Origin of the sequence: Mesosutterella multiformis (assembly GCF_003402575.1) — a bacterium.
Taxonomy (GTDB): Bacteria; Pseudomonadota; Gammaproteobacteria; order Burkholderiales; family Burkholderiaceae_F; genus Mesosutterella; species Mesosutterella multiformis.
This window is the reverse complement of sequence record NZ_BGZJ01000001.1, coordinates 1,490,630-1,510,868: the sequence shown is the minus strand read 5'-3', so window position 1 is coordinate 1,510,868 and position 20,239 is coordinate 1,490,630. Positions and strand designations below refer to the sequence as shown.

Annotated in this window: 12 protein-coding genes and 2 tRNA genes; 7 read left to right on the top strand and 7 right to left on the bottom strand. The window is 58.5% G+C overall.

Annotated elements, in window-relative coordinates:
* Positions 1 to 19 precede the first annotated feature (19 nt).
* A complete protein-coding gene (locus tag M4NBBH2_RS06935) occupies positions 20 to 1,831 on the top strand; it encodes an FAD-dependent oxidoreductase (protein ID WP_238691384.1) in 1,812 nt (603 codons plus the stop codon).
* Positions 1,832 to 1,992: 161 nt separating this feature from the next.
* Complete coding sequence (locus M4NBBH2_RS06930) at positions 1,993 to 2,790, top strand: ZIP family metal transporter (protein WP_174703616.1); 798 nt, start codon at positions 1,993 to 1,995, stop codon at positions 2,788 to 2,790.
* Between the two features lie 103 nt (positions 2,791 to 2,893).
* On the opposite strand, the gene M4NBBH2_RS06925 is transcribed toward M4NBBH2_RS06930, so the two are convergent.
* Positions 2,894 to 5,626 carry a M16 family metallopeptidase gene (locus M4NBBH2_RS06925; RefSeq protein WP_170135114.1) on the bottom strand — a complete coding sequence of 911 codons (2,733 nt, stop codon included), beginning with the start codon at positions 5,624 to 5,626 and terminating at the stop codon, positions 2,894 to 2,896.
* Positions 5,627 to 5,936: 310 nt separating this feature from the next.
* Between M4NBBH2_RS06925 and M4NBBH2_RS06920 the strand changes: the two genes are divergently transcribed.
* Both M4NBBH2_RS06920 and M4NBBH2_RS06915 read left to right on the top strand, forming a co-directional pair.
* Positions 5,937 to 6,572: a septation protein A gene (locus tag M4NBBH2_RS06920; RefSeq protein WP_116270258.1), complete on the top strand. Its 636-nt coding sequence runs from the start codon at positions 5,937 to 5,939 to the stop codon at positions 6,570 to 6,572.
* Between the two features lie 59 nt (positions 6,573 to 6,631).
* Positions 6,632 to 7,420 carry a peptidylprolyl isomerase gene (locus M4NBBH2_RS06915; protein WP_116270257.1) on the top strand — a complete coding sequence of 263 codons (789 nt, stop codon included), beginning with the start codon at positions 6,632 to 6,634 and terminating at the stop codon, positions 7,418 to 7,420.
* Between the two features lie 141 nt (positions 7,421 to 7,561).
* On the opposite strand, the gene purL is transcribed toward M4NBBH2_RS06915, so the two are convergent.
* Complete coding sequence (gene purL / locus M4NBBH2_RS06910; protein ID WP_238691383.1) at positions 7,562 to 11,524, bottom strand: phosphoribosylformylglycinamidine synthase; 3,963 nt, start codon at positions 11,522 to 11,524, stop codon at positions 7,562 to 7,564.
* 215 nt (positions 11,525 to 11,739) lie between these two features.
* On the opposite strand from purL, the gene M4NBBH2_RS06900 reads away from it, so the two are divergent.
* Together M4NBBH2_RS06900 and M4NBBH2_RS06895 are read left to right on the top strand one after the other, a co-directional pair.
* Positions 11,740 to 12,984 carry an NAD(P)/FAD-dependent oxidoreductase gene (locus M4NBBH2_RS06900; RefSeq protein ID WP_116270254.1) on the top strand — a complete coding sequence of 415 codons (1,245 nt, stop codon included), beginning with the start codon at positions 11,740 to 11,742 and terminating at the stop codon, positions 12,982 to 12,984.
* Positions 12,985 to 13,075: 91 nt separating this feature from the next.
* Positions 13,076 to 14,647 carry an NAD(P)H-hydrate dehydratase gene (locus M4NBBH2_RS06895; protein ID WP_116270253.1) on the top strand — a complete coding sequence of 524 codons (1,572 nt, stop codon included), beginning with the start codon at positions 13,076 to 13,078 and terminating at the stop codon, positions 14,645 to 14,647.
* A gap of 122 nt (positions 14,648 to 14,769) precedes the next feature.
* On the opposite strand, the gene M4NBBH2_RS06890 is transcribed toward M4NBBH2_RS06895, so the two are convergent.
* The 4 genes from M4NBBH2_RS06890 to M4NBBH2_RS06875 form a co-directional block, all read right to left on the bottom strand.
* A complete protein-coding gene (locus tag M4NBBH2_RS06890) occupies positions 14,770 to 16,692 on the bottom strand; it encodes a SurA N-terminal domain-containing protein (protein ID WP_116270252.1) in 1,923 nt (640 codons plus the stop codon).
* 103 nt (positions 16,693 to 16,795) lie between these two features.
* A tRNA-Asp gene (locus M4NBBH2_RS06885) sits at positions 16,796 to 16,873 on the bottom strand.
* 48 nt (positions 16,874 to 16,921) lie between these two features.
* Positions 16,922 to 16,999 (bottom strand) — tRNA-Asp (locus M4NBBH2_RS06880).
* Positions 17,000 to 17,060: 61 nt separating this feature from the next.
* Positions 17,061 to 18,062 (bottom strand): IS30 family transposase, encoded by a 1,002-nt coding sequence (locus tag M4NBBH2_RS06875; protein WP_116269340.1) that lies wholly within the window; start codon positions 18,060 to 18,062, stop codon positions 17,061 to 17,063.
* 299 nt (positions 18,063 to 18,361) lie between these two features.
* Between M4NBBH2_RS06875 and M4NBBH2_RS06870 the strand changes: the two genes are divergently transcribed.
* Positions 18,362 to 19,267: a DMT family transporter gene (locus tag M4NBBH2_RS06870; protein WP_116270251.1), complete on the top strand. Its 906-nt coding sequence runs from the start codon at positions 18,362 to 18,364 to the stop codon at positions 19,265 to 19,267.
* A 57-nt stretch (positions 19,268 to 19,324) separates the two neighbouring features.
* Here M4NBBH2_RS06870 and M4NBBH2_RS06865 read toward each other — a convergent pair whose 3' ends face one another.
* Positions 19,325 to 20,137, bottom strand: coding sequence for a MetQ/NlpA family ABC transporter substrate-binding protein (locus M4NBBH2_RS06865; RefSeq protein ID WP_116270612.1), 813 nt, complete (start codon positions 20,135 to 20,137; stop codon positions 19,325 to 19,327).
* Positions 20,138 to 20,239 lie beyond the last annotated feature (102 nt).

Genomic DNA, 20,239 nt, shown 5'->3' with positions numbered 1-20,239 from the left:
ACCTCAAAGGAGAATTGGCGTGAATACAGGATTTGCTCTCAGACTGACCGCAGCCGCGGTCGCGGCCTGCGTTGCGAGTGGCGCTGGAGCCGCTGCCAAGGACGGAACCTTTACCGGAACCGGGAACGGCCGCGGCGGTCAGATTACCGCTGCCGTGACGTTCAAGGGCGGAAAGATCGCTGATGTCAAAATCACCAAGCAGACGGAAACCGTCGGGGTTTCAGACTCTGCGCTCAGGATTCTTCCGAAGGAAATTGTCGAGAAGAACACGCTGAAACTCAACGCAGTGTCCGGTGCGACGCTCACGAGCTGCGGAATTCTTGAAGCCGTGAGGAACGCTATCAAGGCAGCCGGCGGCACCGATAAAGACTTCATGACAGCCCCGGTTGTTGTGAAGAAGACCGCCAAAGCGGCTCCGAAAGAAATCAAGACTGACATCCTCGTGATCGGCGGCGGCGCGAGCGGCATCACCGCGGCAGTCCGTGCGGCAACTCTCGGCGAAAAGGTCATCCTTATTGAAAAGATGCCGAATATCGGCGGCGACACGCAGCTGAACGCCGGCACGCTGATCGCCACCGGCTCCCGCTATCAGCGTGAGGTGATGAAGGAAACGAAGGACAGCCCCGAGCTCGCTTACAAAGACATCATGAAGGCCGGCAAAAACAAGAATGATCCGGTCCTCGTTCACATGACAACGCAGAACGCGGGCAAAGTGGTCGACTGGCTGATTGATGACCTGAAGATTCCGTATGGACCGGCCGCCACGCAGTACCCGGATCACTCCGCTAACCGTCAGCTCGGTGTCGAGGGTCGCTCCGTCAACTTCCTCCGTCTGATGAGCAACGAGCTGAAGAAGCACGGCGGCGTCATCATGACGGACACCCGGGCGCAGAAATTCATCCTCGATAAGAAAGGCAATGTCATCGGCGTGAAAGCGCGTCTCGCTGACGGTGCCTATGTGAACTTCTCCGAAAAGGCGACTATTCTCGCCTCCGGCGGCTACGGCGCAAACCGCTCGATGCTCCCGAAGAAGGTCGCTCAGGGACTCTTCTACGGTCTTGACTCCGATAGCGGCGACGGTCTGAAAATGGGCCGCGAGATCGGGGCCGGGACGATCAATCTGGACCTCGTGAAGCAGTACCCGCAGGGCGTCGAAACGACTCCGCATCACGGTCTTGCCGCCACCGCCTCCTCTACCGACACAATGAAGAAGTCGGGCGCTATCTACGTGAATTCTGACGGCCGCCGCATTGTTGATGAGCTTCAGGGACTTGGAACACTTACCGATGTCACGAAGGCCCAGAAAGGCCAGATCATGTATATCGTGATGGATCAGGCCGCCTGGAAGGAATACGTCGCGAAGTCACTCGAAGATAAGCTCGTCGCGTCCGAAGCCGATCTCTACAAGTGGGAAAAGATCGTGAACAACGGCCGCCCCGTCATGGCTGAGGGTAAAACACTCGCTGAAGCCGCGAAGAAAATGGGGATCAACCCCGCGCAGCTGCAGAAGACTGTTGACCGCTGGAACGGTTTCGTGAAGGCCGGAAAGGACGCTGATTTCGGCCGCAAAGTGCTGAAGCCGCTTGCCGGAGGCCCTTACTACATCGTGGAGCAGAAAGTCCGCTTCTGCACGACGCTCGGCGGTCTGAAGGCTAATGGCAGCATGCAGATTCTGAAGAAGAACGGAAAGCCGATCGGTAATCTCTATGGCGCCGGCTGCGTTGTGGGAGGCGCGAACGGCGCTGACTCGATGACCGCCATGATGAATTCCTGGGCCATTATCTCGGGTTACGTCGCCGCGGATTCCGCAGTGAAAAGCCTGAAGAAGTGAAAAAACGCTCCGGATTCGCCTGAGTGACCAAGGGCGGCGCGGTATCTTCCGCGCCGCTCTTATTCCATTCAGTCTCCCCATCCCCTCTTTCCGCAAAAAGCCTCAGGTCTTTTTTTCGCGTTCATATAATAACAATTATCATTAACATTTAGAGAACGGTTATGTCCGATTTTTCACTCGTACTCCAGATGGCAGCGCTCGGCACCGGGTTCTGCTTTCTGATGACGACGCTTGGCGCGGCATCTGTCCTCTTCACCGGAAAAGAATCCAGTCCCGCGTTCCAGAGAATTTCTCTGGGATTCGCTGCCGGCATTATGGTGGCGGCGAGCGTCTGGAGTCTTCTGATTCCATCCCTTGAAGCGAGCAGCAAAGACGCTATTCCGTGGCTCCCTGCCACCGGCGGCTTCGTGCTTGGCATTGCTTTTCTTCTTCTGATGGATAAGACAATCCCCCACTGGCATCCGGCGGAGGATTCCCCTGAAGGACCGAAGTCCAACCACTCGCGTACAGAACTTCTTGTTGCCGCGGTAACGCTTCACAACATTCCGGAAGGAATGTCTGTCGGGCTCGCTTTCGCGATGGCCGCGATCACGGGCGAAGCGAGCACGCTTTCCGCCGCAGGCGCTCTCGCGCTTGGCATCGGAATTCAGAATATTCCGGAAGGCGCCGCCGTTGCGCTCCCGCTGAAAGACGCCGGTCAGTCGCGCGTCAAAGCTTTTATCGGCGGGTCGCTCTCCGGGATCGTGGAACCGATCTTCGGCATCCTCGTGGTTTTCGCGGCATCCTTCATCCAGCCCTACATGCCCTGGCTTCTCGGGTTCGCGGCCGGCGCCATGATGTTCGTGGTGGTTGAGGAGCTGATTCCCGCGGCCCATCTCGACTCGAAGCGCCACGACTCCACGCTCGCTGTCATGGCAGGATTCCTGCTCATGATGGTGCTCGATACCTCGCTCGGTTAACAGCGAAAACCGCTGTCACAGTCAAAAAGAGAGACAGGCCGCAAAGCCTGTCTCCCTTCTTTTTTATGCAGCGCCTCCCCGATTCGGGAGGCGTTTTACTTGCTTACTTCAGCTCCGTGAAGGGCTTGCCTTCGGAAGCTGCCTTCGCGCTGTCACCCGCGAGGACAAACGTGAAGTCATCCGTCTTCACGAGCTTCTTCACGGCGCGGTTCACATCATCCACCGTCAGGCGGCTGATGGCTTTATCGAGCTCAAGGCTCTTCGTCCAGTCAGCGTCCTCGGCGAGATAGCTCACCCAGCCGGTCGCGAGCATCGTGTCCTGGGAACGGTTGACGGAACGGGATTCAAGAAGGCCCTTCTTCGCTTCCTCCACTTCCTTCTCCGTCACACCATCCTTTGCCACACGGGCAAATTCTTCCCGCATGTCACTCTCGGCATGCGCAAGGTTCTGCGGCGCCGTGATCGCGAGAGCGATCCAGCTCGAGCGGTTCCCGAAAGTCTTCAGAACGATCGTGCTGTAAACCGAGTACGAGAGACCGTCCTTCTGACGGAGACGATCCGCGAGACGGTTCGAGAGGCCGGAACCGCCGCCGATAATCCAGTCAGCCACGATCAGCGCCGCGGCATCCGGATCATCCATGTTCGCCGCGAAATCGCGGCGCGCCATCAGGAAGGCGTTCTCTTTCTGCGGCGTATCAATCACGATCCGCTTCGGAGCCACCGGACGGTACTCGGAATCCACGCGGACGAATGGCGTCTCTGACTTCTTCGTGAAGGAATCAGCGATCGCAGCCTTCACTTCCTTCGGATCAAAGTCGCCGACCACCGCGATATCCGCGGTCGCGGTCTGGAAGACGCTGTCATAGAACGCCTTCACCTGTTCATCCGTCATCGAACCGATACGGTCCACGATTTCCTGACTCGTCAGACGGTTTCGGGCATCCCCTTCCGGATAGGTTCTGAAGTGGCGGCTCATCGCGTCAATCGCGAGCGTCGTCGGGTTATCGAGCTTCGCCTGGTTGGAGGTCGCCACCTGACGTGCGAGCTTCGTGAATTCGTCCTTCGGGAAGGAGGCGTCACGCATCAGCCCGCCCACAAACCGGAGAGCGTCCGCGATATGAGCGCGGTCCGTCGTGAAACTCGTAATATCGCCGTCAATCTTGAGAGCGGTAAAGCGGTCCGAGATCTCTTCATACGTGAGATCCTTCGTGCCTCGGGTCAGCATCATCTCTAGAAGCGTCTTCTCGAGCTGCTTCCCCTTAAGCGCCGCGTCATTTCCAATATTGAGACGGATTTCAACAGTCACCGTCTCGCCGCGGTTCTTCTTCGGGAGAAGCGCGAGCTTCATGGAGCCGGTCTTCACGACTTCGGTGCGGGCGTTGATGTTCTGCTGCGAGTTATCAAACGCTTCAGCCTCTTCGCCCTTCTCATTGAAGTGATGAGACGCGATCTGCTCCTCGATCGGAATACGCTTCGGCATCGCGGCACGCTTGGGGGCCGTCTCCGGAAGGAACATGCCGACCACACGGTTATCGCAGACAAAGTACCGGGAAACGGCGCCTGCCACACCTTCAGGCGTCATATCGGCAAGCTCATCGCGGCCGATAAAGAAGAGCCTCCAGTCACCCTGACCGATGTACTCGGAAAGCTCCACGCCGAACTCCTCGGGGTCCGAGAACATGCGGTCATAATCCGTCCGCTCGTCCTCAACCGCCACCTTCATTTCGCTTTCGGTCGGCGCCTTTTCGCTGAAGGACTCTTCAAGCGTCTTCACCATGGCGTCGCGCACCTTCGCCTCATCTCCGGTCTTCTTGAGAAGCGCGCCGATGAAGACAAAGCCCGGATCCTTTCCGGGGATCGAGAAACCAAACACCTTTTCGGCGAGGCCCGTGTCGACCAGAGCCTTATAGAGACGCCCCTTCGGACTGTCAGTCAGGATCGAGACACCGAGCGCCACACGGTGGAAATCCGGGTCGTTTGAAGCCGGCACCCGGTAGCCGACCGCGACAAACTTCGCCTCACCCGGACGGCGCACCGTGAAGGAACGCTCACCGTCAGCCACCGGCTCAACAGTCCACTCTTCAGGCAGCTTACGCTCAGGACGCGGAATCGCGCCGAAAATCTTCTCAATCTTCGGAAGAATCTCAGCCGGATCAAACTTGCCGGAAACCGTCAGCACGGCATTGTCCGGCTGATAGTAACGGTGATAGAACGCCTGAAGATTCTCTATCTTCACGTTCTCAATATCGCTCCGGGCACCGATCGTCGGCTTCCCGTAGTTATGCCAGTCGAAAAGGATGCACTGCATCCGCTTCAGCACAACGCTCACCGGATCGTTCTCGCCCATCTCGTACTCGTTCCGGACAACCGTCATTTCGGAATCGAGATCCTTCTTCGCGATGAAGGAATTCACCATGGCGTCCGCGCTCCAGCGGAGCGCCCAGTCCATGTTGTCATCCGTCGCTGTAAAGGACACGTGATAATTCGTGCGGTCGAGCCAGGTCGATCCGTTCATGCGGAATCCGCGGCGCGTGAATTCCTTCGTGGGGGACGGGAAATTCTTCGATCCCTTGAACATCAGATGCTCAAGGAGATGCGCCATGCCGGTTTCTCCGTAGGACTCATTCCGGGAGCCCACTTTGTACGTCATATTGACGGTGGCAGTGGGTTTTGACGCATCGGGGAAGAGAATAACGGACAGACCGTTCGGAAGGGTGTACTCAGTGATTCCTTCCACCACCGCGGCCTTCACGGCGCGGACGGGCTCGGAAGCCGGCTGAGCGGCCGCCCCGGCGGGAGCCGAGGCAAGACCCAGTACTGCAGAACCAGTAACCATAATGAACTTAAGTATCGATCTCATAAGAAAAAGGAAAAAAGAGGCGGCGGAGGAGATCTCATCAGGACGGATCCTGGGCACCCTCCGCAGTCATTTCTTCCCGGCGACTGCGGATCCCCAGACACTCCTTTTGGGAGACGGGAACAAGCCGCCGGTTCGCCTTGCACGTAAGAGTCCTCCATCTTAGCGCACCGCAACGTTTTGTCACGCCTTTACATGCGGCGGAAATCGCAAATCCGCGCTGAATGTGCTAATTTCACTCTCTCTATATGGCTGAAGGTGTTTCAGCCGGCGTTTCGGAGCAGTATCCGTGAAACTACTTTTCGACCTTTTCCCGGTCATCCTTTTCTTCCTCTCCTTCAAGATTTCTGAAGCGAAGATCGACCAGACAATGGGAATCGTGAACCGGCTGCTGGGCAGCGGAATCGATCCCATGCAGGCGCCTGTGATTCTGGCGACCTCGGTCGCGATTGTCGCTTCAATCCTGCAGGTCGCCTTTGTGCTGCTGCGCGGCAAGAAGGTGGAAGTCATGCTGTGGCTGTCGCTCGCGATCGTTACGATCTTCGGCGGCCTCACGATCTGGCTCCACAATCCGCTTTTCATCAAGTGGAAGCCTACGATCCTCTACTGGGTCTTTGCCTCGATCCTGATCTACGGCAGCATGACCGGAAAGAACTTCATTCATAAGCTGATCGGCGCTCAGATCGCCCTTCCCGCCAACATCTGGAAAAACCTCCAGAAGGGCTGGATCGGGTTCTTCATCGTGGTCGGGTTTATCAACCTCGCGGTTGCTTACTCGTTCTCCACGGAAGCCTGGGTGAATTTCAAGCTTTTCGGCCTCCTTGGCCTCACGCTCGCCTTCACGCTCGCGATGGGTTTCTACATCGCGAAATACAGCCCCGAGTCTCTTGAAGACAACGTGAAAAGCGACGCCGCACCGAAATAATTCCGGACAGAAGAGTTAACCCTCTGTCCAAACCATCTGTTTTTTTTGGAGTCATTCCAATGCAAATGAAAGCCACCGCCGCCATTCTCGCCGGCGTCATCTTCGCGAGCGCCCCGGCGTTCGCCGCTGTCTCTGACGTTACCGTGAACGGCCACAAGATCACGGCTGCCGAGCAGGAGCACCTGATTCAGGGCGCCGTCGCTCAGGGCAACCAGCGCACGCCTCAGCTTGAAGAGAACGTGAAGCACGCTCTCGTCGCTCAGGAAGTGCTCCTTGAGGAAGCCGCCAAGCAGAAGCTTGAAACGACGGACGCCGCTGTGCGCTCCGCTCTCCGTCAGGCGAAGAACAATATCCTCTCGCAGGCTGTGATCGCGAAGTACATGAAGGCTCACCCGGTGACCGAAGCTGAAGTGCGCGCTGCTTACGATAGGGAAAAGGCCGCTTACGGCGCGACTGAGTATCACGTGCGCCACATCCTCGTCAGCTCTGAGGCTGACGCGGAGAAGGTCCTGCAGCGCCTGAAGTCGGGCGAGGATTTCGCGAAGGTCGCGAAGGACGTCTCGATCGACACCGGCACGAAGGATAACGGCGGCGATCTCGACTGGGCCTCCCCGAGCTCCATGGTGAAGCCGTTCGGCGACGCGATGAAGACTCAGAAGGTCGGTGCCGTGAGCGCGAAGCCCGTGCACTCCCAGTTCGGCTGGCATATTCTCCAGGTGATGGAGTCGCGTCCTGCTGAACTCTTCCCGGCGTTTGACCGCGCGAAGCTGCAGATCGAGCAGAACCTGACCCGTGAGCGCGTGAACGCCTACGTGGACGGCCTTGTCGCGAAGGCGAAGATCCACTGAGATCTGAACTCCCCCCGGCTGGCGGCACCGCCCCGGCCGGCGCAGTAATAAAAAAGCAGCAGATGAAAATCTGCTGCTTTTTTATTGGCTTTCGCTGATCCCGGTCCGGGATTCCGGACCGGTTCATCAGAAGGCTGTGCCTCAGCCAACCCAGCGGCGGGCGTTCCAGAACATCCGCATCCAGGGGCTCCACTCACCATCCAGAGCCTCTTCGCCCCAGGAGAGCTGCACCGCGCGGTGGCTGCGCTCAGGGTGAGGCATCATCGCGGTGAAGCGGCCGTCAGGAGTCGTTACGCTGGTCACGCCGGCAGCCGAGCCGTTCGGATTAAACGGATAAGTTTCCGTCGGACGGCCCTGCGGGTCTACGTAGCGGGCGGCAACGAGTGCCTGACCGGCATCCGCCGGATCACGCCACAGCACACGGCCTTCGCCATGTGCGTTCACGACAGGCATCGAAGAACCGGCCATGCCGCTGAAGAAGATCGAGGGGCTTTCCTCAATCTTCACCTGCACGAGGCGGGCCTCGAACTGCTCAGAGAGGTTGCGGACAAAGCGCGGCCAGTGCTCAGCGCCCGGGATCAGGCTGTGCAGTTCGGAGAACATCTGGCAGCCGTTGCAGATACCGAGGCCAAACGTGTCCGAACGCGAGAAGAACCGGGCGAACTCTTCCGAAAGCTTCTCGTTAAAGAGAATCGAACGGGCCCAGCCGCCGCCGGCACCCAGCACGTCGCCGTAGGAGAAGCCGCCGGCCGCCGCGATACCCTTGAGACCATCGAGACTCACACGGCCGGAAAGGAGATCCGTCATGTGCAGATCGCAGACCTCGAACCCGGCGTGCATGAAAGCCGCGGCCATTTCGTGCTGCGAATTCACGCCCTGCTCACGGAGCACTGCCATACGGGGCTTCGCGCCGAGGTTGATCATCGGAGCGGCAACGTTATCCTGAGGATCAAACGTCGTGTGGATATAGAGACCGGTATCTTCCGGATTCTCGATACGGGCGTATTCCGCGTCCGCGCATTCCGGATTATCGCGGTTGCGGGCAATCTGCCAGGAGACTTCAGTCCACGCCTTCTGCAGCGCGGCGCGCGTCTCGGCGTAGATTTCCTTCCCGTTCACAAGAATCACATAGCGGTCATCATTCTTCGGAGCGCCGATGAAGAACGCGGCGTGGTCCAGCCCCGCTTCGCGGAAGGCCGCCATCGCGGCTTCGGCGTCTTCATCACGCACCTGAATCACAGCGCCCGCTTCTTCATTAAAGAGCGCGCGGAGGATTTCCTTCGGATCGTGAGAGTCGCCGCGGGTCAGAGAGGCAATGTCCGCGGACACACCGCAGTGGCCGGCAAAGGCCATTTCAGCGAGCGTTGCCGCGAAGCCGCCGTCAGAACGGTCGTGGTAAGCAAGGATCTTGCCTTCGGAGGCGAGACCGCGGATCACGCGCACAAAGGCCTTCAGCTTCTCAGCGGATTCCATATCCGGCGCTTCATCACCGAAGCTCTGGATCACCTGAGCGAGGATCGAGCCGCCAAGACGCTCACGGCCTTCAGAAAGGTCGATCGCGATCAGCTTGGAAGCGACATTCGGGCGCAGCTGCGGGGTCAGCGTGCGGCGGATATCGCGCACCGGGCCGGAAGCCGAGGCGATCATCGAGACCGGGCTCGTCACGGAGCGCTTTTCGCCGGACTCGGTTTCCCAGCCCGTCTTCATCGAGCAGGAATCCTTGCCGACCGGAATCGAAACGCCCAGAGCGATACAGAATTCGCTCGTCGCCTTCACGGCGTCGTAAAGCTTCGCGTCTTCGCCTTCGCTGCCGCAGGAAGCCATCCAGTTCGCCGAGAACTTGACGGTCGGAAGCTCGATATCAGCGGCCGCGATATTCGTGATCGCTTCAGCGAACGCCATACGGCAGGAAGCCGGGGCATTGATCACGGCGATCGGGGAACGCTCGCCGATTGCCATCGCTTCGCCCTTATTGCTGAGGAAGGAGAGCGCGGTCACGGCGACGTCAGACACCGGCACCTGCCAGGGGCCGACCATCTGGTCGCGGTGCGTCAGACCGCCGACCGCTCGGTCACCGATCGTGATCAGGAAGGACTTGGAAGCCACCGTCGGGTGACGAAGCACTTCCGGCAGCACCTTCGCGAGCTCAACACCATCGAGCGCCACAGGTTCAAGCTTACGGTCCACGTGCTTCACATCGCGGTGCATCTTCGGCGGCTTTCCAAGAAGCACATCCATCGGCATATTCACCGGGTCCTGCTTCTCTTCAGGCTTCGACACAATCAAGCGGCCGTCTTCGGCAATGTGGCCGATCACCGCGTACGGGCAGCGTTCGCGGCGGCAGAAGACATCAAAGCGATCAAGATCTTCCGGCAGCACGGCGATCACATAGCGCTCCTGGCTCTCGTTGCACCAGATCTCAAGCGGGCTCATACCGGATTCTTCAACCGGGATCTTCGACATATCGAAGCGGGCGCCGCGGCCGGACATTTCAGCGAGTTCCGGCATGGCGTTCGAAAGACCGCCGGCACCGACGTCATGAATCGCGAGAATCGGGTTCTTTTCACCGCAGGCCCAGCAGCGGTCGATCACTTCCTGCGCGCGGCGTTCCATTTCCGGGTTGCCGCGCTGCACGGAGTCAAAGTCCAGCGCTTCGGAGTTCGAGCCCGTGGTCATCGAGCTCGCGGCACCGCCGCCAAGACCGATACGCATACCCGGGCCGCCGAGAACGATCAGCAGAGAGCCGACCGGAACCGGGAGCTTCTTCGTTTCGTCATTACGGATGTTGCCGATACCGCCCGCGAGCATGATCGGCTTATGGTAGCCGTAGCGGATGCCGCCGACGTTCGCCTCAAAAACACGGAAGTAGCCGGCAATATTCGGACGGCCAAATTCGTTATTGAAGGCCGCGGCGCCGATCGGACCTTCCTTCATGATGGAGAGAGGCGTCGCGATGCGGGACGGCGCGCCGTAGGTGCGGGAGGTCTTCTCGCCCGTCACCACGTCGGAATCGTTTTCCCAGCCCTGAGCAGCGCCCGGGAGATGGAGCGCGGAAACCGTGAAGCCGCAGAGACCGGCCTTCGGACGGCCGCCGCGGCCGGTAGCGCCTTCGTCACGGATCTCACCGCCGGAACCGGTGGCAGCGCCCGGGAACGGAGAAATCGCGGTCGGATGGTTATGCGTCTCAACCTTGAAGACCGTGTGCGTCAGTTCGTTCTCTTCCGTGAAGTACTGTCCGTAGGGAGAATCCTTTGCCGGACGCGTATAGAGACGCGGGACTTCGGAACCCTCGTAAATCGCGGCGTTATCGGAGTATGCCGTAATTGTGCCTTCCGGGTGCGCCTTGTGGGTCGCGCGGATGTAGCCGAAAAGCGACTGATCCATCGGCTTTCCATCGATCACCCAGGAGGCGTTGAAAATCTTGTGGCGGCAGTGCTCGGAATTCGCCTGCGAGAACATCATGAGTTCGGTGTCCGTCGGACCGCGGCCTTCGGCTTCGAACGCCTTCTCCAGGTAATCCATTTCACCGTCAGAAAGCGCGAGACCCATTTCGGCGTTCGCGCGGGCGAGCTCACGGTGAGCCTCTTCCGGGGTTGAGGCGGAAATCACGCTCATCGGCTTACCGGGAAGCTCCGTGAAGAGCTTCTCAACCGGGAAGTCAGAAGGCACCACGGATTCGGTCATCCGATCGTGGAGCTTAGAGGCGATCGCTTCCAGAATGTCAGAAGCGGGGGCCGCGCCTTCAAACGCGACCGCGTAGCGGATGCCGCGCTCAACACGGAGCACTTCAGTCATGCCGCAGTTATGGACGATATCTGTCGCTTTCGAAGCCCAGGGGCTGATCGTTCCAAGGCGGGGAATCACGAGGAACTCGGCATCAGCCGCCGCATCCGCTCCCTCAAAGCCATAAGAAAGCAGCGCGCGGAGCCGGGACACTTCCTGCTCTTCGAGCGCCCGGGCAGCGTGTACAAAGTGAATGTAACGGCCTGAAACCGCCTTCACCTGGGGATAGACGGATTTCAGATCGGCAAGCAGCCGCTCGGCACGGAAATCAGAAAGCGCGCTCGAAGCCTCAAGCGCAAACATGCATCCGGATGTAGTCATCGACAAAAGCCTCTGCCGGCCGCCGCGCCCTGATTCGGGCGGGAAGCCGGACTGCGAGTTGGTGGGAAAAAAGATTGCCCACATTATAAAGAGGGCGGCCCGGTTTCTGTGGGTAGAGAGGGAAGGATTTTCTCGGTATTCCGCCTCCTGGGGAGGCCGCTTCTATTAGAATTGAACGGTTTTGGGTGAAAGCCCTGGAATTCAGAGGAAAGTCAATGCGGGTTGCAGTTATCGGAGCGGGCATTTCAGGTATCAGGACATGCGAGTCGCTCCTTCGTCGTGGATGCAGCGTGACGCTGCTCGAATCGGCGTCCGGCCCCACGCAGGGGCTTTCCTACGCGCCAGGGTTCCTCGCGTCGGCCTGGGCTTTTCATCCCGCCTTCTATATGAAGAAGTTCTCTTCATTCCGAAAGCTGCCAGATGATTCGGTTTTTATCGCGGACGGCGTCTCAGACCGCATGAGGAACCGCGCGTTTCTGACCGGGGCCGGACAGAGCGCCGCGAACCCCGCCTTCGCTGAAAATCTGAAGCGGTTCGAGGCTTTCGTTCAGGCGTCTGACGCCGGCACGCGGAAGCTGCACGCGGAATTCGGCATCGCGGATGGCCGGATTGACGGTTCGCTGATGCTGCTTTCCGAGGCGGAAACCGCTCTGATGCGGGAAACATTCCCTGACCGGGAGCTCCTTTCCCGGGAAGCGACGCTTGAACGCTTCCCGCTCATCGATCCGTCGCTTGCCTTCGCAGCCTCCCTTCTGATCCCAGAGGATTCCACTTTCAACGCCACTTTCGCAGCGAAGCTTCTTCTGCAGCGGATCGCTGAAAAGTACGGCCCGCGATTTACCCGCCGTTATCGGGCAAAGGCTCAGGAAATTATTTACCGCGGAGGACGCGCGGAAGCGGTGGCGATCAGCGGGAACGAAAGGATCCCATGCGACGCTGTAGTCCTCGCCTCAGCGGGCGGCGCCCTGCCTTTGATTTCCGGAACCGGCTTCCGGGCACCGCTTACGTCTCTCACGGGCTTCACGCTGACACTGGAACTCAGCGACTCGGAAGCGCTCCCGGCTCTCACGGTTGCCTCGCCCGAAAAAGGATTTATCCTCTCAAGGCTCGACCGGCGGCTTCGCGCGACCGGCCGTTTCTTCCTTGGCTCTCCCGCCGAGAAAGAAAAGAAGGCAGAATGTAACCGGCTTTATGACGCCGTTATGGGAAGCTTTGAAAATCTGCGATCCAACACTGTGGCATCACAGTTCTGGAGCGGTGAATTTCTCGCCTCCCCTGACCGCTTCCCGCTGGCTGGCCCTGTGCCGGGAGCGGATAACGTCATTCTGAATATTGCCCACGGTCCTTTCGGGCTTGCCGGAGCCGGAGAATCCGCGGAAATCGCCGCGGCTTCCGCCCTGGGAGAGGATCCGGGCGAATTCGCGGCCTTCTGCAGTCCGGGACGGTTTGCAGAGAAATAAAGAGATATCCCGAAGCCGCGCGGCATCAGACGCGTAAGCGCAGCGCCCCACGGCCGGATGCAGCACCCATTTGATTAAGGAGATAAAAAGCATGTCCATTTCCCTACTGACACTCGACGACCTTCGGGATGTTGAGCGGCGCCAGGCCTCTGTTCTTGAATCCGGCACGCTGATGGAGCGCGCGGGTCAGGACATCGCGTCGCGCCTCGAGCGCGAGCTTCCTCCGAAGGGACGCGTCACGATCCTCTGCGGCACGGGGAATAACGGCGGGGACGGCTTCACGGCTGCCCGCTGCCTCAAGGCCCGGGGCCACGACGTGATCTGTGTGCTGGTCGGCGGGGATGAACCGAAGGCTGAGGACGCGAAGCGCGCTTTCGCGGCCTGGCAGGCTGTGGGCGGCAAGACCGTCCGTGAGCCGGATTCCCTCGGGAAAGCCGATATCGTGGTGGACGCGATGCTCGGGATCGGCGGCGACCGCCCGATCCGCGGCGAAATCCTTGACGCCACGATCTGGTACAACGTGCAGAACTCCCTCAAGGTGTCGATTGATGTTCCGACGGGACTGAACGCGGAAACCGGTAACTGGAACGGCCGTATTCAGGGCTGCCGCTCGGATATGACGATCGCCCTTCTCTCCGCTCACGCCGGTCTCTTTATGAATGAAGGCCGTGACGCCGCGGGTCACGTCTGCCTCTCCGAACTCGATGTCTCGATCCCGCTTCCGCTTCAGGGACTGATTGATGAAGCGGATTACGGCCACATTCTTGAACCCCGGCCCCACTTCTGCCACAAGGGGACCTGGGGAACCGCCGCCATTGTGGGCGGTGATGACGGAAAGATCGGCGCCGCGATCCTCGCCTCACGCGCTGCGCTGCGCCTTGGCGCAGGCCGCGTGAAGACCGAGTTTCTCGCCTCAGACGCTCCGGCGGTTGACCCGGGATGCCCGGAACTCATGATTGCCGAGTCGCCGCTTGACCTTGCGTCCTTCTCCGCGCTTGTGGTCGGCCCGGGCATGGGTACAGGGGAAAAATCCGTGAAGCGTCTGCTTGACGCCATTCACTGTGAAGATACCCCGCTCGTGCTTGACGCCGATGCCCTCACGATCCTCGCTGAGAAGCCTGAGCTTCAGGAAGAGCTCCTCACCCGCCGCGCCATGACGGTTCTCACGCCTCATCCGCTTGAAGCCGCGAAACTCCTTCGCAACAAGGTGGAAGAGGTTCAGAGCAACCGCATTTTCTGGGCGCGCGAACTGGCCCTCCAGACCGGAGCCGCGATTGTGCTGAAGGGGACTGGCACTGTGGTGTCCCTCCGGTCCGGCCACGCCTGGGTGAACCCGACCGGCTCCGCGGCGCTCGCGACCGCCGGCACTGGTGACGTTCTTTCCGGCATGATCGGTTCCTTTATCGCTCAGGGTTATGACCTCACGACCGCCGTGCTCGGCGCGGTCTGGCTCCACGGGGCCGCAGCTCAGTGCGCCACTATGCCGGTGCTCGCGGATGAGCTCTCGAGCCGCGCGGCGACCGCTCTCGGCATGCTTCGCCGCGCGAAGCTCCGCTGGGCAGAGGCCGGAAGCGATCCGCTTTCCTCGGTTGGCACGATCGCTCTGCAGCCGGGACAGCTTGCTCCCGCTCCGGTTGAGATGATCGGCAAAGTCCGTCACTGATATAGAGGTACCCACCCGCCTGGCAGCCCCAGGCGGATGCATAAAAAAATGCGCTTCATCTGAAGCGCATTTTTTATTGGGGCCGGAGCCGCAGCCTGCGGTTCCGGCTATCCCTTCAGGAATTACTTCGCAGCCGGGGACGAAGCCGGAGCGGAGCCCTTCTTCGCCGGGTAGACGTAATCCTTATTCAGCACCTTGGCCTTGAGAACTCCCTTCAGACCGCCGATATAGGCATCCATATCCGCCCCGCCATGCAGCTTCGCGAGTTCGGCCTTGGCGTCCTTCAGTTCGTCATCCGTCACCTTCGGGGTGTCAGACGCGGTCACATGGGCAATCACATAACCGACACCGTTAATCGTTGTGCCAACATAAGCCGGAAGCTTCGAGGCCGGGATACGGAGTTCAGCGGAAACGAGTTCCGGAGGCTGCCCCATCGGCTGCTGACGGGAAACCCAGGCGGCGGCCGTAAAGCCAGCATCATCCGGCTTCGCGCGGAGCGCGGCAAGCTTCTTCTCGCCCTCAGCCTTGGCGGCTGCCACAGCGGCGTCCGCCTTCAGCTTCGCGATGATCTGAGCCTTCACCTGATCAAACGGGATCTGGGCCGCAGCCGTGTGCTCAAGCACACGGGCAGACACGAGAACGTTCGGCTTCACTTCGATCGCCTGGGTATTACGCTTCTCGTTCACGCAGTCATTCGAGAACAGAAGCTCAATCATGTGCTCATTCAGATACTGAGCGTCAGGCGTGTTGCCAAGACCGGCCTTCGTGACGTTTTCAACGATCACGGGCTTCAGGTTGTACTTCTTGATCACCGGGTCAAGCGAGCTGCTGTTCTCGTAAACCATGTTCGAGAAACCGTCGGCCGCCTCAGCGTACTTCTTCTGAGCCATCTGACGGCCGTACTGGGCTTCGATCTTCGAGCGGACTTCAGCGAGCGGAGGAACCTTGCCGCCGCGGACATCCTGAACCTGAATGATGTGGAAGCCGTATTCCGTGCGGATCGGGCCGACAATATCGCCCTTCTTCGCACTGAAAACCGCGGCTTCAAATGCAGGAACCATTGTCCCTTTGCCGAACCAGCCGAGGTCACCGCCCTTCTCGGCGCTGCCCGGGTCGATCGATTCCTTCTTCGCGACAGCGGCGAACTGATCCGGATGAGCCTTCAGCTGGGCAACAATCGCCTCAGCCTTCTTTTCAGCGGCCTTCTCGTCGCTTCCGAAGCCAATCAGAATGTGGCGGGCTTCGCGCTCCTCAGGTGCGGCGAACTGCTTCGCGTTCTGCTCGTAATAAGTCTTGATGTCTTCTTCAGTCGGCTTCGTGTTCACGAACTGATCCGGCGTGAGCACCACGTACTCCACCTTCTCGTGCTCGGGGTTCATGAAATCAGCCTTGTGGCTGTCGTAGTAAGCCTTGGCCTGCGCGTCAGAGACCTGAACCGTCTGGATAAAGCGGGCCGCAGGAATCTGGAACAGACGCACTTCGCGGCGCTCACGGAGCAGCTGATTCAGCTGATCCACTGAAGACTTGGAGACGATCGTCGTGCGCACAATGTTATTCAGGAGCATTTGGCGGGCGAGGTCCTGCTGAAGTTCCTGCACGAAGCCTTCGTCAGTCTTACCCTGGCTCGCGAGGTAGCGCTTATAGAGCTCGGGATCAAACTTGCCATTCACCTGGAAGCCAGAGGCCGTTTTGATCACGTTGATAGCCTGCTCGCGGGAGACGAGAATACCTTCTTTCGCGACTTCAGCCGCGAGAGCGTGTTCAGTAAGGAGCCGGTCAAGCAGCGCGGCGCGGGCCTGCTGATTATCAAGAATACTGGACTTGAAATTGCTTCCCATCTGCTGCTGGAGCTGCTGCAGCTCTTGGCGCTTCGTCTGATCGAACTCTTCAGGGGTGATCTTGGAGCCGCCGACTTCAGCGAGCGCCTTGTCCCCTTCGTTCGAGCGGGAATAGCTATAGATGCCTGTCGCCACGAAGGCGATCGAAATCGGGCCGATGATCAGCGCCATCATCCAGCGCTTATGTTTGCGGAAACCCTGAAGCATGGATCCTTGATTCCCCAGCGATGGAAGGCCGGCGAGGCCTGACGCCTTCCGAAGATAAGAAAAAAAGGCGAACTTTTGTAAAGTTCGCCTTTTCGGAATTTTGTGGCGGAGTTGAAGGGGCTCGAACCCTCGACCTACGGCGTGACAGGCCGTCGCTCTAACCAAGCTGAGCTACAACTCCACAGACAGTCATTATACTTGTTTTTCTTTCCCTGTCCAGAAAGAAAACTGGCGGAGTTGAAGGGACTCGAACCCTCGACCTACGGCGTGACAGGCCGTCGCTCTAACCAAGCTGAGCTACAACTCCGGAACAGGATTTGAATTATACGTGGATTTTTCTTTTTGTCCAATTTATTTTTGGTGAATTATCAAATCAAGTGCAAAGTTACTGAATAAAAGACTTCAGCCGGACACTTCCAATTGAGACGTTTTCTGGGTCTGAAATTCAGAGCATTGAACCGTTTCTGAACTTCTGCCTGAGAAATTTTATCGATACTCATTCCTTTTGGGAAAAAGTCTCTAAGAAGTCCGTTTGTATTTTCATTACTTCCTTTCTCCCATGGATGATGAGGCAAGCAGAAATACACTTTGGTTCTGAGATCTTTCTCCAGTTTTTCAGCCCAGGAAAATTCTTTTCCGCGATCTACGGTAATCGTACGCAGATCCTTATCTGACAGAGATTTCTCAATTACGGCAGACACATCGGCCGCAGTCTTGGAAGCGGTTTTCCCGCCACAGAGAAAGCCGGACTTCCTATCGACCAGAGTCGTGAGGCAGGCTCCGCCCTTTTTTCCGATGACGGTATCGCCTTCCCAATCCCCCAGGCGAGATCTGTTCTGAGCTTCCAGGGGTCGCTCTTCAATGCTGTGAGTGATCTGGATCTTTCCTCGCCTCTCGGTCATGCCTTTACGGTGACGCGTTTTACCGTGGTGTCGCAGGTGTCGGGACATCTTTCGGCCATCCACAAAGCGATCCAGAAAGCCAGAATTGATTCCTCGGTAGATTGTCGTGGCGCTGATCCTTAGATTCGGCAGCTCCTTTCTGAGACGGTATTGAATCTGCTCCGGAGACCAGAATTTCTTAACCAGCAGATTTGAGACAATCCTTGTCAGCAACGAGTCAGACTTCAGAATGTTTCTCTTTCCGCAATGCTTTCTCTGTCTCTGATATCGGGCCTGCGCGGCACAGGGATCATAGGCAGCTGAAGCCCCATCCTGGGCCGATACAGCCTTGTTTCGCTTCAGTTCGCGGGAGATCGTAGAAACATTTTTCCCAATCGCACATGCAATTTCAGACAGGGATTTGCCTGAAATCGTTAAAGCCGAAATAAATACTCTGTCCCGAAGAGTAAGATGATGATAGTGGCTCATGAGCTCCCTCTATAGTTATCTTGACAATCTCTATTATGGAAGCTTTATGGGCCACTATTCTTTTCTCAGGCTTTGCACTTGAAGTGATAATTCGCCTTTCAAATAAATTCTTTTATACCAAAAACGTGGTACATCGAAGATGCCCGGATTCCGGGCTTTTCAGACGGTTCAAGGATAAAACCCGGGAGTAATTCCGATAAAAAATAGGTACTTAATGCGCAGTTCCCGCAGACTGATTTTTCATCCTGCCTGACCCTTACTAGAATAGGAGTTTTGGTTCATTTTCTTTTTCCTGCGGAATGCCTATCCAAAGCAGCACTCACTTTCTCGGAATTCTCGGCGTTCTTGCCGCGTCCCTTCTCTGGGGCACGACGGGGACCGCGGCCGCTTTTGCTCCTGAAGTGTCTGCCGCCGCGATCGCTGCGGCGGCGATGGGAGGGGGAGGGCTCCTGCAGGCGCTCCGCGGTCTCCCCCTGATCCGCCGGAACCGCGCTCTGCTTAAGCGGCACTCCGCGCTCCTTCTCTCAGCCGGACTCTCTGTCGCTCTCTACCCGATCGCGTTTTATGGCTCAATGAGACTTGCCGGTGTCACTCTCGGTACCGTGATTTCGATCGGCGCCGCCCCGCTTTTCTCAGGCGCGATTGAATGGGCAGCGGAAGGAAAAGCGCCTGGTGTCCGGTGGGGAGCCGGCGTTGCGGCTGGAATCATCGGAATCCTTCTCATCACACTGGAGTCCGGAGCCGAAACCGCTTCGGGAACCGCCCTGCACCCGGTGGCGGGCGTTTTGGCTGCGCTCGCCGCCGCCTTTACGTACGCCTATTACTCTTACGCGGCGCGGCGCCTGATGCTCTCCGGCATTCCGTCCCGAGCCGCAATGGGCGCGGAATTCGGAATCGGCGCCCTGCTCCTTCTTCCGGTTCTCCTCGCGACAGGATCTCCCTTCCTGCACTCGGTTCAGAATGCTGCTGTTGGCCTTTATATGGCCGTGGTTCCGATGTTTATCGGCTATATCTGTTTCGGATACGGGCTCGAACGGGTCCGGGCAAGCACCGCTATTGCTATTTCGCTTCTGGAACCGGTGGTTGCGGCGCTGCTTGCGGCGGCCGTACTCGGCGAACGCCTGTCTCTTCCCGCCTACGCAGGAATCGCGCTGATCTTCGCTTCGCTCGCGCTTTTCACCTTCACCGGCAAAAAATCCGGATAAAGAAAAACCGCGGAATATTCAGTTCCGCGGTCTTTCCTGCCTTACCGGCTCTGGACTTTAGGACCAGCCCGGGACAATGGTGCCCTTGTACTTATCGGCGATGAACTTCTTCACTTCATCCGAGTGATAAGCCTTCACGAACTTCTGAACCGCTTCCGAATCCTTGTTGTCCGGACGGGCAGCGATCACCATCAGAGCGAGCGGCGCATCCTTGTCTTCAAGGAAGATGCCCTGCTTCGCAGGATCAAGACCTGCGGACATCACGTAGTTCATCGTGATGGTAGCGGCGTCCAGGTCGTCAATCGAACGCGGCAGCTGAGCGGCTTCGAGCTCCTTGAACTGCAGATGCTTCGGATTATCCACCACGTCAGCCAGCGTCGCCTTGAAGCCCGCGCCTTCCTTCAGCTTGATAAGGCCGGCCTTCTCAAGGAGCTGCAGACCGCGGCCGCCGTTCGTCGGATCGTTCGGGATACCGACCGTGGCACCGTCCTTCAGCTCATTCACGTTCTTCACGCGGTTCGAGTAAATGCCCATCCGCATCAGGATGGCGGGAGCCACCGCAACGAGATCAGTCTTCTGATTCGCGTTGAAGTTCTTGAGGAACGGCTCATGCTGATACACATTCAGGTCGAGCGCCTTTTCAGCCAGGGCCTTATCGGGGCCGAGGTAATCCGTGAATTCGACCACCTGAACCTTCAGGCCGTCCTTCTCGGCGGCCTTCGCGGCAGCCTGAACCACTTCAGCGTGAGGGCCTGCCGTAGCGCCGACCTTGATTTCAGCCGGCTTCTTCGTGCAGCCCGTGGCGAAGCCGCCCGCAGCGGCCGCGGCGGCGGCCGCAACGATCGTCTTCAGAAAAACTCGCTTCTGCATAATGCTGTTCCTCTCTTTCTTATAAACGGTTTCAATTCGCAGCGCCTCCGGGCGCCGTCTTTCTGTTGAATCCATTATGGGCGAATCAAAAGAGGATTTCCT